Source organism: Polaromonas glacialis (genome assembly GCF_000709345.1).
GTDB classification, from domain to species: Bacteria; Pseudomonadota; Gammaproteobacteria; order Burkholderiales; family Burkholderiaceae_C; genus Polaromonas; species Polaromonas glacialis.
This window is the reverse complement of record NZ_KL448323.1, coordinates 822565-843888: the sequence shown is the minus strand read 5'-3', so window position 1 is coordinate 843888 and position 21324 is coordinate 822565. Positions and strand designations below refer to the sequence as shown.

The 21324-nt window shown below is 61.1% G+C and carries 17 protein-coding genes and 1 tRNA gene; 15 read left to right on the top strand and 3 right to left on the bottom strand.

Annotated elements, in window-relative coordinates; translation table 11 throughout:
- Nucleotides 1–50 precede the first annotated feature (50 nt).
- Nucleotides 51–2450, bottom strand: coding sequence for a phosphoenolpyruvate synthase (gene ppsA, locus EC86_RS0104390; protein ID WP_029524469.1), 2400 nt, complete (start codon nucleotides 2448–2450; stop codon nucleotides 51–53).
- Nucleotides 2451–2629: 179 nt separating this feature from the next.
- Here ppsA and ppsR point away from each other — a divergent pair, with 179 nt between their 5' ends.
- The 3 genes from ppsR (at nucleotide 2630) to ahpF (ending at nucleotide 5978) form a co-directional block, all read left to right on the top strand.
- Nucleotides 2630–3451 carry a posphoenolpyruvate synthetase regulatory kinase/phosphorylase PpsR gene (gene ppsR, locus EC86_RS0104385; protein ID WP_029524468.1) on the top strand — a complete coding sequence of 274 codons (822 nt, stop codon included), beginning with the start codon at nucleotides 2630–2632 and terminating at the stop codon, nucleotides 3449–3451.
- A 275-nt stretch (nucleotides 3452–3726) separates the two neighbouring features.
- Nucleotides 3727–4299, top strand: a complete 573-nt coding sequence (gene ahpC, locus EC86_RS0104380; RefSeq protein WP_029524467.1) for an alkyl hydroperoxide reductase subunit C — start codon at nucleotides 3727–3729, stop codon at nucleotides 4297–4299.
- Nucleotides 4300–4379: 80 nt separating this feature from the next.
- Complete coding sequence (ahpF, locus tag EC86_RS0104375) at nucleotides 4380–5978, top strand: alkyl hydroperoxide reductase subunit F (RefSeq protein ID WP_029524466.1); 1599 nt, start codon at nucleotides 4380–4382, stop codon at nucleotides 5976–5978.
- 151 nt (nucleotides 5979–6129) lie between these two features.
- Here the strand turns inward: ahpF and EC86_RS0104370 are convergent.
- Nucleotides 6130–6205, bottom strand: a tRNA-Asn gene (locus EC86_RS0104370).
- Between the two features lie 235 nt (nucleotides 6206–6440).
- Here EC86_RS0104370 and serA point away from each other — a divergent pair.
- A complete protein-coding gene (serA, locus tag EC86_RS0104365; protein WP_029524465.1) occupies nucleotides 6441–7670 on the top strand; it encodes a phosphoglycerate dehydrogenase in 1230 nt (409 codons plus the stop codon).
- Between the two features lie 151 nt (nucleotides 7671–7821).
- Here serA and EC86_RS0104360 read toward each other — a convergent pair whose 3' ends face one another.
- Nucleotides 7822–9000 (bottom strand): ABC transporter substrate-binding protein, encoded by a 1179-nt coding sequence (locus EC86_RS0104360; protein WP_232229953.1) that lies wholly within the window; start codon nucleotides 8998–9000, stop codon nucleotides 7822–7824.
- A gap of 293 nt (nucleotides 9001–9293) precedes the next feature.
- Here EC86_RS0104360 and EC86_RS0104355 point away from each other — a divergent pair, with 293 nt between their 5' ends.
- The 11 genes from EC86_RS0104355 (at nucleotide 9294) to moaA (ending at nucleotide 21142) form a co-directional block, all read left to right on the top strand.
- Complete coding sequence (locus tag EC86_RS0104355) at nucleotides 9294–10085, top strand: sulfite exporter TauE/SafE family protein (protein WP_029524463.1); 792 nt, start codon at nucleotides 9294–9296, stop codon at nucleotides 10083–10085.
- Nucleotides 10086–10118: 33 nt separating this feature from the next.
- Nucleotides 10119–11927 carry a nitrite/sulfite reductase gene (locus tag EC86_RS0104350; RefSeq protein ID WP_029524462.1) on the top strand — a complete coding sequence of 603 codons (1809 nt, stop codon included), beginning with the start codon at nucleotides 10119–10121 and terminating at the stop codon, nucleotides 11925–11927.
- Between the two features lie 34 nt (nucleotides 11928–11961).
- Entirely contained in the window at nucleotides 11962–12375 is a 414-nt protein-coding gene (locus EC86_RS0104345; protein ID WP_029524461.1) for a DUF934 domain-containing protein, read from the top strand.
- The gene (locus tag EC86_RS0104340) at nucleotides 12372–13166 is read left to right on the top strand and encodes a phosphoadenylyl-sulfate reductase (protein WP_029524460.1); all 795 of its coding nucleotides are present in this window, start codon (nucleotides 12372–12374) and stop codon (nucleotides 13164–13166) included. The genes EC86_RS0104345 and EC86_RS0104340 overlap by 4 nt, the downstream gene beginning before the upstream one ends.
- Nucleotides 13167–13189: 23 nt before the next feature.
- Nucleotides 13190–14116 (top strand): sulfate adenylyltransferase subunit CysD, encoded by a 927-nt coding sequence (gene cysD, locus EC86_RS0104335; protein ID WP_408633914.1) that lies wholly within the window; start codon nucleotides 13190–13192, stop codon nucleotides 14114–14116.
- Entirely contained in the window at nucleotides 14116–15429 is a 1314-nt protein-coding gene (locus EC86_RS0104330) for a sulfate adenylyltransferase subunit 1 (RefSeq protein WP_029524458.1), read from the top strand. Before cysD ends, EC86_RS0104330 begins: the two co-directional genes overlap by 1 nt.
- A 173-nt stretch (nucleotides 15430–15602) precedes the next feature.
- A complete protein-coding gene (gene fdxA, locus EC86_RS0104325) occupies nucleotides 15603–15932 on the top strand; it encodes a ferredoxin FdxA (protein ID WP_029524457.1) in 330 nt (109 codons plus the stop codon).
- 74 nt (nucleotides 15933–16006) lie between these two features.
- Nucleotides 16007–17107 carry an NAD(P)/FAD-dependent oxidoreductase gene (locus EC86_RS0104320; RefSeq protein WP_029524456.1) on the top strand — a complete coding sequence of 367 codons (1101 nt, stop codon included), beginning with the start codon at nucleotides 16007–16009 and terminating at the stop codon, nucleotides 17105–17107.
- Nucleotides 17108–17423: 316 nt separating this feature from the next.
- Nucleotides 17424–18857: an aldehyde dehydrogenase family protein gene (locus EC86_RS0104315; protein ID WP_029524455.1), complete on the top strand. Its 1434-nt coding sequence runs from the start codon at nucleotides 17424–17426 to the stop codon at nucleotides 18855–18857.
- Between the two features lie 270 nt (nucleotides 18858–19127).
- Nucleotides 19128–19889, top strand: coding sequence for an SDR family oxidoreductase (locus tag EC86_RS0104310; protein ID WP_029524454.1), 762 nt, complete (start codon nucleotides 19128–19130; stop codon nucleotides 19887–19889).
- 122 nt (nucleotides 19890–20011) lie between these two features.
- The gene (gene moaA, locus EC86_RS0104305) at nucleotides 20012–21142 is read left to right on the top strand and encodes a GTP 3',8-cyclase MoaA (protein WP_029524453.1); all 1131 of its coding nucleotides are present in this window, start codon (nucleotides 20012–20014) and stop codon (nucleotides 21140–21142) included.
- Nucleotides 21143–21324 lie beyond the last annotated feature (182 nt).

Genomic DNA, 21324 nt, shown 5'->3' with positions numbered 1-21324 from the left:
CCTGCACCGGCCGCCAAAGGGTTTTCCCTTGTGCGGCCGGCTGAAAAAGATCAATCAGCCAGACGTTTCCAAGTCTCGATCACGGTGTCAGGATTCAACGAAATCGAACCAATCCCCTGCTCCTTGAGCCATAGGGCAAAGTCCGCATGGTCGCTCGGGCCCTGGCCGCAAATTCCCACGTATTTCCCCTGCCGTTTGCACGCTGAAATAGCCAGGCTGAGCAGCGCCTTGACGGCCGGGTCGCGCTCGTCGAAGTCCTTGGCCAGAATCTCCAGGCCCGAATCGCGGTCCAGGCCGAGCGTCAGCTGGGTCAGGTCGTTCGATCCAATGGAAAAGCCGTCGAAAAACTCCAGAAACTGATCGGCCAGCACCGCATTGCTCGGCACTTCGCACATCATGATGATGCGCAGGCCTTTCTCGCCACGCTTGAGCCCATGCTCGGCCAGCAACTCCGTGACGGCCCTGGCCTGCCCCAGCGTGCGGACAAATGGCACCATGACCTCGACATTCGTCAGCCCCATGTCGTTGCGAACCCGCCTGAGCGCTTCGCACTCCATGGCAAAGGCTTCGCGGAAATCGGTGCTGATGTAGCGCGCCGCGCCGCGAAAGCCCAGCATTGGATTTTCTTCTTCGGGCTCATAGCGCGAGCCGCCAATCAGCTTGCGGTATTCGTTGGACTTGAAGTCAGACAAGCGAACGATCACCGGCTTGGGCCAGAAGGCCGCGCCTATGGTGGCAATGCCTTCAGCCACCTTGTCAACATAAAACGCACGCGGCGACGCATGGCCGCGCGCCACGCTTTCGACTGCTTTTTTCAGGTCTGGATCGACATTCGGATAGTCCAGAATCGCCTTCGGATGCACGCCAATGTTGTTGTTGATCACGAATTCAAGCCGCGCCAGGCCCACGCCCTGATTCGGAATCTGGCAGAAGTCAAACGCCAGTTGCGGGTTGCCCACATTCATCATGATCTTGATGCCTATGGGTGGCATCTCGCCGCGCTGCACTTCCGTGATTTCGGTTTCCAGCAAGCCGTCGTAGATGGTGCCGGTGTCGCCTTCGGCGCAGCTCACCGTCACCAGCATGCCGTCCTTCAGTTGCTCGGTGGCATCACCACAGCCCACTACGGCCGGAATGCCAAGTTCACGCGCGATGATGGCCGCATGGCAGGTGCGCCCGCCGCGGTTGGTCACGATAGCGCTGGCACGCTTCATCACCGGCTCCCAGTTCGGGTCGGTCATGTCGGTCACCAGCACGTCGCCCGGACGTACTTGGTCCATGTCGCGGATGTCATGCACGATGCGGACCGGGCCAGTGCCGATTTTCTGGCCAATCGCGCGGCCCTCGGCCAGCACGGTTCCGGTTCCCTTGAGCTTGTAGCGCTGCTCAGCCTTGCCCTTGGCCTGGCTTTTCACGGTTTCCGGACGCGCCTGCAAGATGTACAGTTCGCCATCAAGGCCATCCTTGCCCCATTCAATGTCCATTGGGCGGCCGTAATGGTTTTCAATGATCACCGCATAGCGTGCCAGCTGCTCGACGTCGGCGTCAGTCAATGAAAAGCGGTTGCGCAATTCAATCGGCACATCGGTGGTCTTGACCAGCTTGCCACCAGATTTTTTTTCCTCGGCCGTGGTGAACTCCATCTGCAGCAGCTTGGAGCCCAGGTTGCGGCGTATGACCGCGCGGTTTCCCGCATTGAGCATGGGCTTGTGGACATAGAACTCGTCCGGGTTCACGGCGCCCTGCACAACGGTTTCGCCCAGGCCATAGCTGGAGGTGATGAACACCACGTCCTCGAACCCGCTTTCGGTGTCGATGGTGAACATCACGCCGGCAGCGCCCAGGTCACTGCGCACCATGCGCTGGACACCAGCCGAAAGTGCCACGTCCGCATGGGCAAAGCCCTGGTGGACACGGTAGCTGATGGCGCGGTCGTTGTAGAGGGAAGCAAACACCTCCTTCATCTTGTGCAGCACATCCTCGATACCGACCACGTTCAGGAAGGTTTCCTGCTGACCGGCAAACGACGCGTCAGGCAGGTCTTCTGCCGTGGCCGAAGATCGCACGGCAAAGCTGGCCTGAGGGTTGCCCGCGCTCAAGCTGGCAAAGCTGGTGCGCACGGCCTGCTCAAATTCAGGGGGAAAGGGTTGTGCCTCGACCAATTCGCGAATCTGGGCACCGGCTTTGGCCAGCGCGCGCACATCTTCGGTATCAAGGGCGTCGAGCACTGCATTGATTTTTTTATCCAGCCCGGCGTAGGCCAGAAACTCGCGAAAGGCATGCGCCGTGGTGGCAAAGCCGGTCGGCACCTGCACACCCTGCGGTCCGGTGGGCAGTTGCGAGATCATTTCGCCCAGGCTGGCGTTCTTGCCGCCGACCGAATCGACATCGGTCATCCTCAGGTTTTCAAACGGCACAACCAGGGCGGTCGCGTCAAACAAGTCAGACATAAAAATACTCCGGGAGGTTAAAAATCGGCGATACCGGTCCGATGCAGCGTTCAACCTGGTTGTTCTTTTTAAGGGCTAATGCGGCGCACCGGACCATAAACTGGATAATTGGCCCGATTGTAGGGGGCTGTCACCCGGCCTGCGTTCCTTCGCTTTTTCATTCGACCGAATCGAGCATCATGTCCAATCGCACCGTGTTTTTCATCTCCGACGGCACTGGCATCACGGCTGAAACCTTTGGCAACGCCATCCTGGCCCAGTTCGAGATCAATCCCCGCCACGTCCGCCTGCCCTTCATCGACACCGTCGACAAGGCACATCAGGCCATACGCCATATCAACCACACCGGCGATCTGGAAGGCAAGCGGCCCATCGTTTTCACCACGCTGGTCAACATGGACATCCTGGCCGTCATCAAGGCGCAATGCAACGGCATGCTGCTGGACATGTTTGGCATGTTTGTCGCCCCGTTGGAAAGCGAACTGGGCATCAAGTCAAACCACCGGGTCGGCCGTTTTTCGGATGCCTCCAAAAGCAAGGCTTACGACGACCGGATCGAGGCGATCAATTTCTCGCTGGCGCACGACGACGGCCAAAGCCATCGGGATCTGGCGGGTTCGGACGTGATTCTGGTCGGCGTCAGCCGCAGCGGCAAAACGCCGACGACCCTGTACCTGGCGATGCAGTACGGGCTGAAAGCGTCAAATTACCCCTTGATTCCTGAAGACTTCGAGCGCAGGCAGCTGCCGCCAGCACTGGTGCCGCACCGCAAAAAGATTTTTGGCCTGACCATCGACCCGGCACGCTTGAGCCAGATACGCAACGAGCGCCGGCCTGATTCGACCTATTCCAGCCTGGCCAATTGCCGCCATGAAATTCATGAAGCCGAAGCCATGATGCGGCGCGAAGGCATTCGCTGGCTGTCGACCACGACCAAGTCCATCGAAGAAATTGCCACTACGATCCTGCAGGAAATCAAGCCTGAACGGCTGGAGTACTGATTCCTGCGCATCACCACGATCCGCAAACAATATCTCACTATCATTTACATAGCTATTGATGCCCGACTGTATTGCGCAAAGCAGCTTTTTTTCTTAAAAATCTGGTTTCTCGCAGTGCCTTCCCTTGAAACGCCAGCGGGACAGCGCACGATGCCTCGATTGCGGAATAGCCAGCGCCAATTCAGTCAATAGAAAATAGCTATTTTATTTATTTATTCATGAGATATAAACTATCGTCTGAGTCAGATTTTTAACCCACCCGAAGGAAGCAAGCCATGTCCCTGATCAATACCGAAATCATCCCGTTCAAAGCCACGGCCTATCACAACGGCAAGTTCGTTCCCGTCAGCAACGACGACTTCAAGGGCAAATGGTCCGTCGTGGTGTTTTACCCGGCTGACTTCACCTTTGTGTGCCCCACCGAACTGGGCGACCTGGCCGACCACTATGCTGAATTCCAGAAGCTCGGCGTTGAAGTCTACGGCGTGTCCACAGACACCCATTTCACCCACAAGGCCTGGCACGACACGTCCGACACCATCGGCAAGGTCCAGTACCCGCTGATCGGCGACCCGAGCGGCAAGCTGACCCGTGCGTTCCAGGTCATGATTGAAGAAGGCGAAGACGCCGGCCTGGCCTACCGCGGCACCTTCGTGATTGATCCCGAAGGCAAGATCAAGACCATCGAAGTTCATGACAACGGTATCGGCCGCGACGCCGCAGAACTGCTGCGCCGCGTGAAGGCTGCGCAATACGTGGCGGCACATCCCGGTGAAGTCTGCCCTGCCAAATGGACCGAAGGCGCCGAGACGCTGAAGCCTTCGTTCGATCTGGTCGGCAAGATTTAAACACCCGCGCTTGCGCCACGGCCCGGGCGCAATTGCACCCGGGCTTTTTTTTCCCAATTTCATTTGAAAGCAGGTCCGCCATGCTCGACGCCAGCACAAAAGCCCAGCTTAAAAGCTACATCGAACGCGCCACGGCGCCTATCGAAATCGTCGCATCGCTTGACGACAGCAAGGCGTCGAGCGAGTTGCAGTCACTGCTCAAAGACATCAGCGATGTGTCGGCACTGGTCAAGGTCAGCGAAAGCACGGGCGACAACCACCGCAAGCCGTCGTTCTCCATCAATCGCCCCGGCGAAAATCACGGCCCGCGATTTGCCGGACTGCCGATGGGCCACGAGTTCACCTCGCTGATCCTGGCCCTGCTGCAAATTGGCGGCTACCCGCCCAAGGTCGATCAAGCGATCCTGGAACAGATTCGCGCGCTTGATGGAGACTTCAAATTCGAGATTTATGTCTCGCTGACCTGCCATAGCTGCCCCGACGTGGTGCAGGCACTCAACCTGATGGCCGTCCAGAACCCGCGCATCACGAACACCATGATCGACGGCGCCCTGTTCCAGGACGAGGTCAAGGAACGCCAGATCATGGCGGTACCGACCGTGTTCCTCAACGGCACGGAGTTCAGCCAGGGCCGCATGAGCCTGGAAGAGATACTGGCCAAGATCGACACCAGCGGGGTCGAGCGCGAGGCGAGGAAAATCGCCGCCAAGGCGCCATTCGACGTGCTGATCGTTGGCGGTGGTCCAGCCGGCGCCGCTGCAGCGGTATACGCAGCGCGCAAAGGTATTCGTACCGGTATCGTGGCCGAACGTTTTGGCGGCCAGGTGCTTGACACGCTCGGCATTGAAAATTTCATTTCGATCCAGCATACCGAAGGCCCGCAGTTTTCCGTCGCGCTTGAGCAGCATGTGCGTGACTACGATGTAGACATCATGAACCTGCAGCGTGCCAAGGCACTGGTCAGCAAAGCCGGTCCAGGCACGGACATGATCGAGATTCAGCTTGAAAGTGGCGCATCCCTTCAGGCCAGATCGGTCATCATTTCCACGGGCGCGCGCTGGCGCAACATCAACGTGCCAGGCGAGCATGAATACAAGAACAAAGGCGTCGCGTACTGCCCGCACTGCGACGGCCCGCTGTTCAAGGGAAAGCGCGTGTCGGTGATAGGCGGCGGCAATTCAGGCGTCGAGGCGGCCATTGACCTGGCAGGCATCGTCGGGCACGTCACCTTGATCGAGTTCGACAGCGTGCTGCGTGCCGATGCCGTGCTGCAGCGCAAGCTGCACAGCCTGAAGAACGTGACCGTGTTCACCAATGCCCAGACGACTGAAATCACCGGCGACAGCCAGAAAGTCAACGGCCTGGCGTACAAAAACCGCTCGACTGGCGAGTTGCACAAGGTTGAACTCGAAGGCGTGTTTATCCAGATTGGTCTGATTCCCAACACCGACTGGCTCAAGGGAACGGTTGAATTGTCAAAGCATGGCGAGATCGTGGTGGATGCAAGGGGCCAGACATCACTGCCAGGCGTTTTTGCGGCAGGCGATGCGACAACCGTACCCTTCAAGCAGATCATCATTGCAGCCGGTGATGGCGCCAAGGCTGCATTGAGCGCTTTTGACCATTTGATCCGGACACCGGTACCAGTGGTTGAACTGGAGCCAGCCTTGGCGGAATGAGCAAGCCAGGGCACTGGCAGACACATCCGGGCTGGGTTTCAGAACCGCGATCATTTGACATGGAAACCCATGGCGCGTGGCGGTTCAGCCATCGCAAAAAAAAGCCCGCTACTTTTTTGTAGCGGGCTTTTCAGTGCCTGTGCGGCTTATCTGGCTCCTCAACCTGGGCTCGAACCAGGGACCTACGGATTAACAGTCCGGCGCTCTACCAACTGAGCTATTGAGGAATCTAGCCTCAAATTATAGCGTCATATTTAAGGCCTTTTGACGCTGCCTGCATTTCGGACGATGTTTTACGCTGGCGCCAGCCGAACCCATGCTGGAACGGCAACCGACCGGCAAGCGACCGGAAGGGTTTTCAAGCAAACCGGTAATCATCGGGGTCAAGCGCGCACAAGCAGACCGACGACGGCATGACGATTCATACTGTCGTCCGTACCCATTACACAAGCGGAATTTTTTATGCTCAAAACGTCAACTGATAAAAATAAAATTAAATTTCTCCTGCTGGAAGGCATTCATCCTTCGGCCGTTGATGTGCTGAAGGCGGCGGGCTACACGCAGATTGAAAGTCTGGCAGGCGCCTTGCCTGACGATGAGCTCAAGCGCAAGATTGCAGATGTCCATTTTGTCGGCATCCGGTCGCGCACGCAGCTGACTGCGGACGTGTTTGCGCATGCATCAAAACTTGCGGCAGTCGGGTGCTTTTGTATCGGCACCAACCAGGTCGATCTGACAGCGGCACGCGAACGCGGCATTGCCGTCTTCAATGCGCCGTTTTCCAATACCCGCTCGGTGGCCGAACTGGTGCTGGCAGAAGCTATCTTGCTGCTGCGCGGCGTGCCTGAAAAAAGTGCGGTGGCGCACCGGGGCGGCTGGCTCAAGTCGGCAGAAAATGCTTATGAGATTCGCGGCAAGACATTGGGCATCGTGGGCTACGGCTCGATTGGCACGCAACTCTCGGTGCTGGCCGAGGGACTTGGCATGCGGGTGGTGTTTTTTGATGTGGTGACCAAACTGCCTCTGGGCAATGCACAGCAGGTCGGCAACCTGAAGGATTTGCTGGCGCAGTCAGACGTCGTGACCTTGCATGTTCCCGAAACCCCGGCAACGCAATGGATGATGGGTGCCGCGCAGATTGATCAAATGAAATCCGGCAGCGTGTTGATCAATGCCTCGCGTGGGACGGTGGTCGAAATTGAACCGCTGGCAAACGCCCTGCGACAGAAAAAACTGCTGGGCGCCGCGATCGATGTTTTTCCGGTCGAACCCCGCAGCAACAAGGACATGTTCGAATCACCCTTGCGCGGCCTGGACAATGTGATCCTGACGCCGCACGTCGGTGGCTCAACGATGGAGGCGCAGGCCAATATTGGCATCGAGGTGGCCGAGAAACTGGTGAAGTACAGTGACAACGGCACATCGACCTCTTCTGTCAACTTTCCGGAAGTGGCCTTGCCGGCGCATCCCGGAAAACACCGTGTGCTGCATATTCACCGCAATGTGCCGGGCGTGCTGTCTGAAATCAATCGGGTATTTTCCGACAACCACATCAACATCGCTGCGCAGTACTTGCAGACCAATGAAGCAGTCGGTTACGTCGTGATCGACATTGATGCAGCGTATTCCGACATGGCGCTTGCCAAGCTGGCCACTGTTCCAGGAACCATTCGCAGCCGCGTGCTTTTCTAGAAAGCCCAGTGCCGACCTAAGCCTGCGCCAGTTGGCGCAGGCGCGACGGGCCAAATCGCTGATGTCACGTCCCGTGTGAAAAATTTTAAGTAAAAAGTGCCGTTTGCGCATGCCCATCAAGCGCAAGCAGCTATTTATTCAATAGCAAACCTCACTTCATGGCATCGGCCGGGCGGCGCGCCTTCACATACGCATCGCTTGGCAGATACGCCTTGCCGTCGGCATAGCGCCAGTTCACCATCGTTCCCTTGTTGCCGCGCAGGTCGAGCTTGCCGACGTAGGCGCCCATGGTTGATTGATGGTCGATGGCGCGGAATTCGGCCGGGCCGAACGGCGTGCTGAATTTGAGGCCGCGCAGCGCGGCGACCAGCTTTTCGTTGTCGGTCGAATTGGCTTTCTTGATGCCGGCAAAAATCGCCTGCATGGTCGAATAGCCGACCACCGAGCCGACCTTCGGGTATTCCTTGAAGCGTCGGTAGTAGTTGGCGGCAAAGCTGGCGTGCTCGCGCGAGTCGATCTGGTCCCACGGGTAGCCGGTGACAATCCAGCCTTTGGGCGTTTCGTCCTTCAGCACGTCGAGGTATTCGGGCTCGCCCGACAGCATCGACACCACCGGCACTTTGGGGAAGATGCCGCGCTGGTTGCCTTCGCGCACCAGCTTGGCCAGGTCGGCGCCAAAGGTCACGTTGAAAATCGCGTCGGGCTTGCTTTGCATCGTGGCCTGCAGGGCGGTGCCGGCTTCGAGCTTTCCCAGCGCGGGCCACTGTTCGCCGACAAACTCCACGTCGGGACGCCTGGCCTTGAGCAATTCCTTGAAGCTGGCGACGGCGCTTTGGCCGTATTCGTAGTTGGGCGCAATCGTCGCCCAGCGCCTGGCGGGCATTTTCGCGGCTTCCTCGACCAGCATGGCGGCCTGCATGTAGGTGCTGGGGCGCAGGCGGAAGGTGTAGCGGTTGCCCTTGTCCCAGACGATGGCGTCCGTCAGCGGCTCGCTGGCGATGTAAATGCGCTTGTTTTTCTGCGCATGGTCAGCTAGCGCGAGGCCGACGTTGGACAGGTAGCCGCCCGCCAACACATCGACCTTTTCGCGCGAGGTCAGTTCAATCGCGTGGCGCAGCGCTTCCTCGGGCTTGCCGGCGTCGTCTCTGGCAATCACCTCGACCTTGCGGCCCAGCAGGCCGCCGGTAGTGTTGATTTCCTCGACGGCGAGCTGCCAGCCCTGGCGGTAAGGCAGGGTGAACTGCGGAATCGTCGAATAGCTGTTGATTTCCCCAATCTTGATGGGCTGATCGGAGGCTGAATGCGCAGAAAGGACTGTGGCCAGCAACATACCGCCCAGCAAGGCAGGTTTCATGAATGTCAAGGTTTTCTCCAGAAGTAAAGCAATCGGGTCGTCGGATGGCGGCCCTGCACAAGCGCGGCCGCCCCGGAAGCAAGTGACTGTACAGCGGACAAGCCGCCTTGCGCGCACTGTCATGCATGGTCATACGATGGAATCCGGGCTGCAGGTCACCAAAAAACTCGCCCAACCCGCATGCGGACTGGTGAATATGCTTATTCGCATAAAGGCAGAACAAAACTGTTGTTTGGTTTCATAAGCAACACCGTTACATTTTCGCCCTTATGCATGATTTCGCTTTTATATTTGCCGGCTTCGTCGTTGGCATCGTGGTGGGCCTGACCGGCGTGGGCGGCGGCTCGCTGATGACGCCGCTGCTGATCTTCGTCTTTGGCGTCAAGCCGCACCTGGCCATTGGCACCGACCTGCTGTTTGCCGCGTTCACCAAGATGGGCGGGACGGTCAGCCTGGCGCGCGCAAGGATCGTGGACTGGAAAATCGTCGGACAGACGGCGCTGGGCAGCATTCCGGCCGCGCTGCTGACCTTGTATTTCCTGCAACGCCTAGGCCCGGCCAATCCGGCGACGCAGGCCATCATGACGACGACGCTGGGCCTGGCGCTGCTGCTGACGGCCGGCGCCACCTTCTACAAGGTGGTGCGTGGCAAGGCGCCGCCCACGCACATTGCGCCTGAACAAATCGCCGAAGCCACGCGCGCGCGGCACTGGGCGCTGCCGATTCTGTTCGGCGCGGTCATTGGCACGCTGGTCACGCTGACCTCGGTCGGCGCCGGCGCCATCGGCGTGATCGTGCTGATGCTGCTTTACCCTACACTTCCCCTGCCGCGCATCGTGGCGGCCGACATTGCCCATGCGGTGCCGCTGACGCTGGTGGCGGGCCTGGGCCATGCGTCCATCGGCTCGGTGGACTGGCCCCTGCTGCTCAAGCTGCTGGCCGGCTCGCTGCCAGGCATCTGGCTCGGTGCGCACATGATGCGCAGGACGTCTGACCGGGTGATCCGCTCGCTGCTGTCCATGCTGCTGGCCTATGCCGGCATGAAGCTCATTTCCATCTAATTTCCAACGACTTTCATTTGTCCCTCACTCTCCATGTACCAATACACAGAATTTGACCGCCAGTTCGTGAAAGCCCGTGCCAGCCAGTTCCGGGACCAGCTGACGCGCTGGCAAAACGGCCAGTTGCCTGAAGACGAATTCAAGCCCCTGCGCCTGCAAAACGGCTGGTATGTGCAGCGCTACGCGCCCATGCTGCGCGTGGCCGTGCCTTACGGCGAACTCTCCAGCGCCCAGTTGCGCGTGCTGGCCAAGATTGCCCGCGACTATGACCAGCCCGATGCGGCGATGCTTCAAGACGCCCAGGCCACGCAGGACAAGCTGGGGCCGGTGGCGCTGAAGAACGGCCAGTCGGTGCATACCGTGCTGACCAAGGGCTATGCCCACTTCACCACGCGCCAGAACGTGCAGTACAACTGGATTCCACTCGACAAGTCGGCCGACGTGATGGACCTGCTGGCCAGCGTGGACATGCATGGCATCCAGACCAGCGGCAACTGCATCCGCAACATCACCAGCGACGAGCGCGCCGGCATTGCCGTGGACGAGATCGCCGACCCGCGCCCGTTTGGCGAAATCATGCGCCAGTGGAGCACGCTGCACCCCGAGTTCGCCTTTTTGCCGCGCAAGTTCAAGATCGCTATCAGCGGCGCCAGTGAAGACCGCGCCGCCATCGGCTGGCACGACGTCGGCCTGCAGCTGCTGCGCAACGAAGCGGGCGAACTGGGCTTTAAGGTGCTGGTGGGCGGCGGCATGGGCCGCACGCCGATCATCGGCACGGTGATCCGCGAGTTTTTGCCGTGGGACCAGATCATGAACTTCCTCGAAGCCGTGGTGCGCGTGTACAACCGCTACGGCCGGCGCGACAACATCTACAAGGCGCGCATCAAGATACTGGTGAAGGCCGAAGGCCAGAAGTACATCGACGAGGTGGAAGCCGAATACCAGCAGATCATCGGGCACGATGGCGGCCCGCACACCATCACGCAGGCCGAATACGACCGGGTGGCGGCCTGCTTCGTGGCGCCCAAGCTGGACAGCGCGCCGCAGGGCGTGCAGCCCATCGCCGCTGAAGACGAAACCGCCTTCAGCCGCTGGCTGCAGCAAAACGTGGCGCCGCACCAGAACCCCGACCTGCGCGCCGTGACCCTGTCGTTCAAGCGCCTGGGCCAGGCGCCGGGCGATGCGACGGCCGACCAGCTCGACATCGCCGCCGGCCTGGCCGACCGCTTCAGCGCCGGCGAAGCCCGCGTGACGCACGAGCAAAACCTGCTGCTGCCGTGGGTGCATGCCGATGCGCTGCCCGACCTGTGGCGCGCCGCGCGCCAGGCCGGCCTGGCCAAGGCCAACATCCACCTGCTGACCGACATGATCGCCTGCCCGGGCGGCGACTTTTGCTCGCTGGCCAATGCGCGTTCGCTGCCGATTGCCGAAGCCATCACCGAGCGCTACCAGGATTTTGACGAGCTGCACGACATCGGCGAGATCGACCTGCACATCAGCGGCTGCATCAACTCCTGCGGCCACCACCACAGCGGCCACATCGGCATCCTGGGCGTGGACAAGGACGGCAAGGAGTGGTACCAGGTGTCGCTCGGCGGCTCGGATGGCTCGAACCTGTCGGGCCCGGCGCTGGCCGGCAAGGCGGTCGGCCCGTCGTTCTCGGCGGCTGAAGTGCCCGAGGTGATCGAAGCGGTGCTCAACACCTACCGCCAGCAGCGTGAAGGCCGCGAAACCTTTATTGCCACGCTGCGCCGTGTGGGCGCCGACCCGTTCAAGGCGGCCGCGAACGGCGCGCGCTTCAGCGCCAGCCGCGTTGACGCTGCCGAAGCCAGCGCCGCCTGAAGCGCTCCATCGCACCTTACACGACTCAATGACTATGAAATTAATAGCTGCCAACGCCCACACCACGGGCGAAACAGGCCAAAATACCGTTGAACTGGCAAACGACGCCAATCCTTTCGAGCTTGCGCTCGAAGGCGTGGACCGCATCGACCTGAACTTTCCCAAGTTCAGCGACGGCCGTTCGTTCAGCCAGGCTTTTCTGCTGCGCCGCCGGCTCGGCTTCAAGGGCGAAATCCGCGCCACCGGCGATGTGCTGGTGGACCAGCTGGCGCAGATGGAGCGCAGCGGCTTTGACGTGGCCGTGCTGCGCGCCGACCAGGACATGGCCATCGCCGAGCGCGTGCTGGCCGCCTACCCCGGCAACAAAGTCGGCAAGTACCAGGGCGACGCGGTGGACATCCAGCCCCACTTCATCACCGCCGCCACCGTTTTAAAGGAAAACGCATGAGCGCCATTTCCCTTTACGCCAGGCCATCGCCCGACTTTGCGCAAAAACTCGCGCACAGCCTGGCGCTGATCAAGACCGCCGCCCTTGACTATTCGCCGCTGGCGCAGGCCTCCAGCCTGGGCTGCGAGGACATGGTCATCACGCACCTGATGATTGAGGCGGGCCTTGACAACGCGAGCGCCAGCATCTTCGTGCTCGACACCGGCATGCTGCACCTTGAGACCCTGGCGCTGGTTGGCCGCATCGAGGAACGCTATCCGTTCAAGGTCGATGTCTATCACCCCGACGCCGACACAGCCTCCGCCTTTGTCGAAGAAAACGGCTCGCAGGCGATGTACAAGAGCCTGGACCTGCGCAAGCAGTGCTGCCACATCCGCAAGATGGAGCCTTTGGCGCGCGCGCTGGACGGCAAGAAGGGCTGGCTGACCGGCCTGCGCCGCGAACAGTCCGCCGCCCGGGCCGAAGTGCATGACATCGAGTTGCAAGCAGAGCGCGCCAAGGTCAACCCGCTGGTCGAATGGACCCAGGGCGACATCTGGCACTACATCTCGGTCAACGCCATTCCCTACAACCCGCTGCACGACCAGTTTTTCCCCAGCATCGGCTGCGCGCCCTGCACCCGCGCCGTGACGCTGGGCGAGGATTTCCGCTCCGGCCGCTGGTGGTGGGAAAACGAAAGCGCCAAGGAATGCGGCCTGCACGTCGCCGCCGACGGCACCCACGAAGCGCAGGAACCCGCCGCGTTCGAACCGCTTTCCAGCATCATCCCCATCCGAGAAATCCAAGCATGAACGCCCGCCTGAACGTGACCAACATGACGAATGAACCCCAGTTGCTGGCCAAGCTCAGCAATTCCCACCTCGACGCTCTGGAAGAAGAAACCATCTTCATCCTGCGCGAAGTCGCCGCGGCCTTCGAGCGCCCGGCGCTGCTGTTCTCGGGAGGCAAGGATTCGCTGGTGATGCTGAAATGTGCCGAAAAAGCGTTTGGCATAGGCCGCATTCCATTCCCGCTCCTGATGATCGACACCGGCCACAACTTTCCGGAAGTGACCGATTTCCGCGACCTGCGTGCCACGGAACTGGGCGCAAAGCTGATCGTGCGCCATGTCGAGGATTCGATGAAGCGCGGCACCGTGCGCCTGGCCCACCCGGACGAGCCGCGCAATGCGCACCAGTCGGTCACGCTTCTGGAGGCGATTGACGAATTCCGCTTTGACGCGCTGATCGGCGGCGCGCGCCGCGACGAGGAAAAAGCCAGAGCCAAGGAGCGCATCTTTTCGCACCGCGACAGCTTCGGCCAGTGGCAGCCCAAGGCCCAGCGGCCCGAGCTGTGGACGCTGTTCAACACCCGGCTGCAGCCCGGCGAGCATTTCCGCGTGTTCCCGATCTCCAACTGGACCGAACTCGACGTGTGGCAGTACATCGAGCGCGAACACATCGCCCTGCCCTCGCTCTACTACGCGCACCCGCGCCAAATCGTCGAGCGCAAGGGCCTGCTGGTGCCCGTCACCGAGCTGACCCCGGCCCGCGCAGGCGAAGATGTGGTTGAAAAGACCGTGCGTTTCCGCACCCTGGGCGACATCACCTGCACCTGCCCGGTGGACAGCCTGGCCGCCACCGCCGCTGAAATCGTGATCGAGACGCTGGCCGCCGATGTCAGCGAGCGCGGCTCCACGCGCATGGACGACAAAACCTCAGACGCTTCGATGGAAAAGCGCAAGAAAGACGGGTACTTCTGATGACTACTATTGATTTAATAGCTAAAAACCCAAGCACATCAAGCGCTAACGGCAATACTGACCTGAAATCGGCGCTGAAATTCATCACCTGCGGCTCGGTTGATGACGGCAAGAGCACCTTGATTGGCCGCCTGCTGGTGGACTCCAAAGCGGTGCTGGTCGATCACCTGGCGGGCGTGCAGCGCGCAGGCGAAACCGACCTGGCGCTACTGACCGACGGCCTGTCGGCCGAACGCGAGCAAGGCATCACCATCGACGTCGCCTACCGCTACTTCGCCACCGAGCACCGCAAGTTCATCATCGGCGACGCGCCCGGCCACGAGCAGTACACGCGCAACATGGTCACGGCGGCATCGAGCGCCGACGCCGCCGTGGTGCTGGTCGATGCAACCAAGCTCGACTGGAAAAATCCCGCGATGGAATTGCTGCAGCAAACGCGTCGCCATTCGCTGCTGGTCAACCTGCTGCGCGTGCCGTCCATCGTGTTCGCCGTGAACAAGCTGGATGCGGTCGAAGACGCCACGCTCGCCTTCAACAACATCAGCGCCGCGCTGGCCGCCTTTGCCGGGGCCGCCAAAATCCCGGTCAAGGCCACGGTTCCGGTGTCCGCCCTCAAGGGCTTCAACGTGGTCGATGGAAAGCCCGGCTGGTGCGGCTACGAAGGCCTGTCGCTCCTGGACCTGCTGGAACACCTGCCCGCCACGCCGGCAGAAACCGGTGAAGCCTTTGCCTTCCCGGTGCAATGGGTCGAAAAGTTCTCGTCCTCGGCCGACACCTCGCAGGGACGGCGCATTTTCTGGGGCCGCGTGGCCACCGGCGGCGTGCAGCCCGGCCAGACCGTGACCATCCTGCCCAGCGGCCAGACCGCCGTCGTCGCCCAGGTGCTGGACCATATCCGCCAGCCCAAGTCCATCCCGGCCGGGCACAGCGCCGGCATCGTGCTCGACCGCGAGGTCGATGTCTCGCGCGGCGACTGGCTGCTGGCGCCAGATACCTTCACGCCGTCGCGCGAGGTGTCGGTCACCATGGCCTGGATGGATGACGAGCCCTTGGTCGCCGGCCGCGTGTACTGGGCGCTGCAGGGGCACCGTTGGGTCAAGGCCAAGGTCAGGCGCATCGTTCACAAGCTCGATGTGAACACCCTGGCCGAGGAAGACGCCAGCGAACTGCCGCCGAACGCCATCGGCCATGTCGAGCTGAGCTTTCAGGAGCCGCTGGTGACGCTGCCTTATGTGCGCTCGCGCATCCTGGGCTCGCTGGTGCTGGTCGATACCGCCTCGCACAAGACATCCGGCGCCGCGCTGGTTCTGTAAGCCCACTCCTTTTTTTAACCCGCCAATCCTGCGTTTTTGCATCGCTGAGCACGCCTCAATTCTTGACGCAACACCTGGGAATCCGTTGATTTCCACAGGTATGCGTTTAGTCAAGTGGCTTTATCAGGCATTGCCTTAAAATTCAGGGTTTTCACCGACCAGCCCATAACACCATGACCCACGTCGTTTCCGACCCCTGCATCCGCTGCAAATACACCGATTGCGTGGACGTTTGCCCCGTGGACTGCTTCCGCGAAGGCCCGAACATGCTGGTGATCGATCCGGACGAATGCATCGACTGCGCCGTGTGCATTCCAGAATGCCCGGTCAACGCCATCTATGCCGAGGAAGACCTGCCGTCCGACCAGCTGCATTTCATCAAGATCAATGCCGACCTGACCAGTGCGCCCGGCTGGAAAAGCATCACCAAGCGCAAGGAAGCCTTGCCGGACGCCGATGAATGGAAAGACAAGACCAACAAGCTGTCCGAACTGGTTCGCTGACCGGTTCTACTGACATGGGTACTGCCGACGCCAGGCTCGCTCCAGAGCCCTCCCCCAATTCAAGCCAAGAAATCATGGAACCTCAACTGAACCAAGAAGTGATCAACACCGCCGCCCAGCACGACGGCCCCATTGAAACCGATGCGGTCATCATTGGCGCCGGCCCTGTCGGCCTGTTCCAGGTGTTCGAGCTCGGCCTGCTGGAAATCAAGGCACACATCATCGACTCGCTGGCCTACCCTGGTGGCCAGCCGATTGAGCTCTACCCTGACAAGCCCATCTACGACATTCCCGCGATTCCAGTCTGCACCGGCAAGGAACTCACCGACAGCCTGATGAAGCAGATCGAGCCGTTTGGTGCAACCTTTCACCTGGGCCAGGAAGTCAGCGTGGTTGAAAAGCAGGAAGACGGTCGTTTCTACGTGGAAACGTCAAAGGGCACGAAGTTCCTCACCAAGACGATCTTCATCGCCGCCGGCGTGGGCGCTTTTCAGCCCAAGCTGCTGCGCGTTGACGGTCTGGAGCAATTCGACAACAGCCAGTTGTTCTACCGCGTCAAGAACCCGGCCGACTTTGCCGGCAAGAACCTGGTGATCGTCGGCGGTGGCGATTCGGCCCTCGACTGGGCGCTGAACTTTGTCGCCGAAGGCCCGAACAAGGCTGAAAGCGTGATCCTGATTCACCGCCGCGACGGCTTCAAGGCAGCGCCTTCGAACGTCGCCAGGATGAAGGAGCTGTGCGACGCCTACGAGATGCAGTTCATCATCGGCCAGGTCACCGGTTACGACGAGAAGGACGGCAAGCTGACGGCCGCCAAGGTGACGGGCGCCGATGGCATCACGCGCGTGGTGCCGCTCGACGTCCTGCTGGTGTTTTTTGGCCTGTCACCCAAGCTGGGGCCCATTGCCCTGTGGGGCCTGGACATCGAGCGCAAGCAGCTCAAGGTGGACACCGAGAAATTCTCGACCAACATTCCGGGAATTTTCGCGGTGGGCGACATCAACACCTACCCCGGCAAGAAAAAGCTGATCCTGAGCGGTTTCCATGAATGCGCGCTGGCTGCATTCGGCGCTGCACCCTTCATCTTCCCGGACAAGAAAATCCATCTGCAATACACCACCACCAGCCCGAAACTGCACAAGGTGCTGGGCGTGGAGTCGCCAGTTTTCGACTGACAGGGGCACAGCCCTTTTCATCAAGCCCGCCTCGTGCGGGCTTTTTTTTCGCCCTGGGCAGCAAGCCGTAAAACCACGTGCCACCAGATCCTGCCGGCTCGAATCGCATCATCCGGCACAAACAGCGCAAGCCGCCCCTTCATTCCGTTTCCAGATCAATCCGAGATTAGGCGCGAAGCCGGAGAACAGGCTGTAGCACGGCAAGGCGAAGCAACGACATATCGATTTGATCTGGAAATGGAATCAGCCGTGCAGGCCTCGCCGGAATTACAGGTCGCGACACACGCCGGCCAAGCTTTCACGCAAAATCATGCGCATGCAGCTCAACTACATCGCCAATGCCTCCGTTCCTTCCCTGTCCGGCAAGACCATTCCCGTCGTGGACCCATCCGATGGACAGGTGTTCGACGAGATCCAGCGCAGCACCGCGCATGACATCGACGTGGCGGTGCGCAGCGCCCGCGACTGCCTGGAACTGGCCTGGTGCCGGCTCAGCGGCGTGGAGCGCGGCCGGCTCTTGATGCGCCTTTCGGTCAAGGTGGCCGAGCATGCCGAGGAACTGGCGCTGATCGAGCAGCGCGACTGCGGCAAGCCGACCCGGCAGGCCAGGGCCGACGCGCTGGCGCTGGCGAGGTACTTCGAGTTTTACGCCGGCGCCTGCGACAAGCTGCACGGCCAGACGATTCCCTACCTGGACGGCTACAGCGTGATGACCTGGCGCGAGCCGCACGGCGTGACCGGCCACATCATCCCGTGGAACTACCCGATGCAGATTTTTGGCCGCAGCGTCGGCGGCGCGCTGGCGGCGGGCAATGTCTGCGTCGTCAAGCCGGCCGAAGACGCCTGCCTGTCGATCCTGCGCGTGGCGCAACTTGCCACTGAAGCCGGTTTCCCGGCCGGCGCCCTGAACATCGTGACCGGCTACGGCCATGAAGTGGGCGACGCGCTGGCCCGCCACCCGGGCATCGACCACATCAGCTTCACCGGCAGCCCGCGCATCGGCACGCTGATCCAGCAGGCGGCGGCCGAGCGCCATTGCCCGGTCACGCTGGAGCTGGGCGGCAAGAGCCCGCAGATCGTGTTCGCCGATGCCGACCTGGATGCGGCCATTCCCGCCATCATCAACGGCATCGTGCAAAACGCCGGCCAGACCTGCTCGGCCGGCTCGCGCCTGCTGGTGGCACGGGAAATCTACGAGCCGCTGCTGGCGCGGCTGGGCACGGCGTTTGAAAACCTGCGCGTCGGCCCGGCGGCGATGGACCTGGACGTCGGCCCGCTGATCCGCCAGAGCCAGCAGCAGCGCGTCTGGGATTTTCTGAGCGATGCCCATGTCGCCGGCATTCCGATGGTGGCGCAAGGCCAGATCGTTGATGAAGCGCCTGAAAGCGGCTTTTACCAGGCGCCGACGCTGCTCTGCGACGTGCCGGCCGGCCACCGGCTGATGCAGGAAGAAGTGTTCGGCCCGGTGCTGTGCGCCATGAGCTTCCAGGATGAAGACGAGGCCGTCGAGCTGGCCAATGGCACCCGCTTCGGGCTGGCCGCCGGCATCTGGACCGCCGACGGCGCGCGCCAGTTCCGCATGGCCAGACGCGTGCAAAGCGGCCAGGTGTTCATCAACAACTACGGCGCGGGCGGCGGCGTGGAGCTGCCCTTTGGCGGCGTGAAGTCGTCGGGTCATGGCCGTGAAAAGGGATTCGAGGCGCTGTATGGATTCACCACGCTGAAGACGGTGGCTATGCGGCATGGCTAGACGCCAGCGCGGCTTGAGTCGCAGCGCATTTTCCAGGTCCATACTTGCCTCCAGCCCCGCTGCCTTGCGAAAATTTGTAGTCTGTCGGGGTCAGCTTCGCGCATGCGCATCAATACTTCGCATTGCCTGGCGCATGACGTCATTGAGGCGTCGCATCCCTGACAAAATTTTTTTGGCAAATGCAAATTACGAATGAAATATGCCTTTTGCGCACGGCTGGCAAGCGCAACCAGCTATTAAAAAGATAGTCAACAACAAGGAGACAAACGCATGCGCGTCAACGACAAATCCATCATCGTCACCGGTTCGGGCGGCGGCATCGGCGAAGGCATCGCCCGGCGGCTGGCAGCGCAAGGCGCCCGGGTCATCGTGAACGACATCAACGCCGAACTGGGCGAGAAGGTCGTCGCCGCCATCGTCAAGGCTGGCGGCACGGCGTCCTTCTTTGCCGCCGACGTGACAAAAACGGACCAGGTCAAGGCGCTGGTCAATGCTGCCGTGCAGCGTTACGGCCGGCTCGATGTGATGGTCAACAATGCCGGCTGGACGCACCGCAACCAGCCCGCGCTCGACGTGAGCGAGGAAGATTTCGACAAGTGCTACGCCATCAACGTGAAAAGCATTTACCTGGCGACCCTCCATGCCGTGCCGGTGTTCCGAAGCCATGGCGGCGGCAGCTTCATCAACATTGCCTCGACCGCCGGCGTGCGGCCCCGCCCCGGCCTGACCTGGTACAACGGCTCCAAGGGCGCGGTCATCACAACGTCGAAGTCGCTGGCGGCCGAAATGGGCCCCGACAACATCCGGGTCAACTGCGTCAATCCGGTGTTCAACCCCGACACCGGCCTGTCAGCCGACTTTGCCGGCGGGCCGCTCGATGAGGACCGCAAGGCCCTGTTCCGGGCCAGCATTCCGCTGGGGCGCTTTTCGACCGCGCTGGACGTGGCCAATGCGGTGCTGTACCTGGCCAGCGACGAGGCCGACTTCATCAGCGGCGTGTGCCTGGAGGTGGATGGCGCCCGCTGTGTCTGAGAAAAAGACGCAATACATTGACCTGCTTCACCCCGATCACGCGTATCCACCGTGGATAAAGCCGGCGGCGAAAAGCCTGAGCGGAACGATAGGGTAAATTCTCCCCCCGAGGCTTTTTTACTATGACAGACATACCGCGCAAGATCATTCCCCTGGCAGACCTGCGTTACGCGAGCCGCATACCGGCTATTCCGGCGAACCTGCTGGCGCCGACCGGGCTGCTCAGCGACACGTTGGGCCGGCCGCTGCGCGACCTGCGCATCAGCGTGACCGACCGCTGCAACTTTCGCTGCAACTACTGCATGCCGAGCGAGATTTTCGACAAGGACTATGCCTTTTTGCCGCAAAGCTCGCTGCTGAGCTTTGAGGAAATCACCCGGCTGGCGAAAATTTTCGTGGCGCACGGGGTGGAAAAAATCAGGCTCACCGGCGGAGAGCCGCTGCTGCGCAAGCACCTTGAAGTGCTGATCGGCATGCTGGCCAGGCTCCAGACGCCGCAGGGCAAGCCGCTGGACATCACCCTGACGACCAACGGCTCGCTGCTGGCCCGAAAGGCCCAGTCGCTGAAGGATGCCGGCTTGAAACGCGTCACCGTCAGCCTCGATGCGCTGGACGACGCCATCTTTCGCGGCATGAACGACGTGGATTTCCCGGTGGCCAACGTGCTCAAGGGCATTGACGTCGCACACCAGGCTGGCCTGGCGCCGGTCAAGATCAACATGGTCGTCAAGCGCGGCACCAACGACAGCCAGATCCTGCTGCTAGCCCGGCATTTCCGGCATTCCGGCGCGGTGCTGCGTTTCATCGAATACATGGACGTGGGCGCGACCAACGGCTGGCGCATGGACGAGGTGATGCCCTCCAGCCAGGTGATTGAACGCCTGCAGGCCGAATTCCCGCTAGCCGCCATCGATCCGAACTACAGCGGCGAAACCGCCGAGCGCTGGCGCTATCTGGACGGCGGCGGTGAAATCGGCGTGATCAGCAGCGTGACGCAGGCGTTTTGCGGCGAATGCAACCGGGCGCGGCTGTCCACCGAAGGCAAGCTGTTTTTATGCCTGTTCGCCAGCCAGGGGCATGACCTGCGAGCCCTGCTACGCGGCAATTTCGCTGACGATCAGATTGCAGCGGCCATCGGGCCGATCTGGCAGGCGCGGTCTGACCGCTATTCGGAAATTCGTGCCGCGCTGCCGCCAGACGCGAGTGCGGCAGGCAGCGCCAAGCGCATCGAAATGAGTTACATCGGAGGCTGAATATGGCCCCCCACGCTTTTCACTTCTTGTAATACGCTGCCCCCCCGAGGGGGCGCTGCGCCTGCGGCCCGGCTAAGCCGGCTCCGCGGCCCCTGCTGGCAATGGACTGCCCACCCCACGCGTGTAGTGATCGGCACTCCCGCACTTGTTGCTCTGCATAATGCGCACTTTTAGGAACTTTC

Coding starts and splice junctions, on each gene's coding strand:
- ppsA (WP_029524469.1), bottom strand. CDS start 2,450: ATGTCTGACTTGTTTGACGCGACCGCCCTGGTTGTGCCGTTTGAAAAC.
- ppsR (WP_029524468.1), top strand. CDS start 2,630: ATGTCCAATCGCACCGTGTTTTTCATCTCCGACGGCACTGGCATCACG.
- ahpC (WP_029524467.1), top strand. CDS start 3,727: ATGTCCCTGATCAATACCGAAATCATCCCGTTCAAAGCCACGGCCTAT.
- ahpF (WP_029524466.1), top strand. CDS start 4,380: ATGCTCGACGCCAGCACAAAAGCCCAGCTTAAAAGCTACATCGAACGC.
- serA (WP_029524465.1), top strand. CDS start 6,441: ATGCTCAAAACGTCAACTGATAAAAATAAAATTAAATTTCTCCTGCTG.
- EC86_RS0104360 (WP_232229953.1), bottom strand. CDS start 9,000: ATGTTGCTGGCCACAGTCCTTTCTGCGCATTCAGCCTCCGATCAGCCC.
- EC86_RS0104355 (WP_029524463.1), top strand. CDS start 9,294: ATGCATGATTTCGCTTTTATATTTGCCGGCTTCGTCGTTGGCATCGTG.
- EC86_RS0104350 (WP_029524462.1), top strand. CDS start 10,119: ATGTACCAATACACAGAATTTGACCGCCAGTTCGTGAAAGCCCGTGCC.
- EC86_RS0104345 (WP_029524461.1), top strand. CDS start 11,962: ATGAAATTAATAGCTGCCAACGCCCACACCACGGGCGAAACAGGCCAA.
- EC86_RS0104340 (WP_029524460.1), top strand. CDS start 12,372: ATGAGCGCCATTTCCCTTTACGCCAGGCCATCGCCCGACTTTGCGCAA.
- cysD (WP_408633914.1), top strand. CDS start 13,190: ATGACGAATGAACCCCAGTTGCTGGCCAAGCTCAGCAATTCCCACCTC.
- EC86_RS0104330 (WP_029524458.1), top strand. CDS start 14,116: ATGACTACTATTGATTTAATAGCTAAAAACCCAAGCACATCAAGCGCT.
- fdxA (WP_029524457.1), top strand. CDS start 15,603: ATGACCCACGTCGTTTCCGACCCCTGCATCCGCTGCAAATACACCGAT.
- EC86_RS0104320 (WP_029524456.1), top strand. CDS start 16,007: ATGGAACCTCAACTGAACCAAGAAGTGATCAACACCGCCGCCCAGCAC.
- EC86_RS0104315 (WP_029524455.1), top strand. CDS start 17,424: ATGCAGCTCAACTACATCGCCAATGCCTCCGTTCCTTCCCTGTCCGGC.
- EC86_RS0104310 (WP_029524454.1), top strand. CDS start 19,128: ATGCGCGTCAACGACAAATCCATCATCGTCACCGGTTCGGGCGGCGGC.
- moaA (WP_029524453.1), top strand. CDS start 20,012: ATGACAGACATACCGCGCAAGATCATTCCCCTGGCAGACCTGCGTTAC.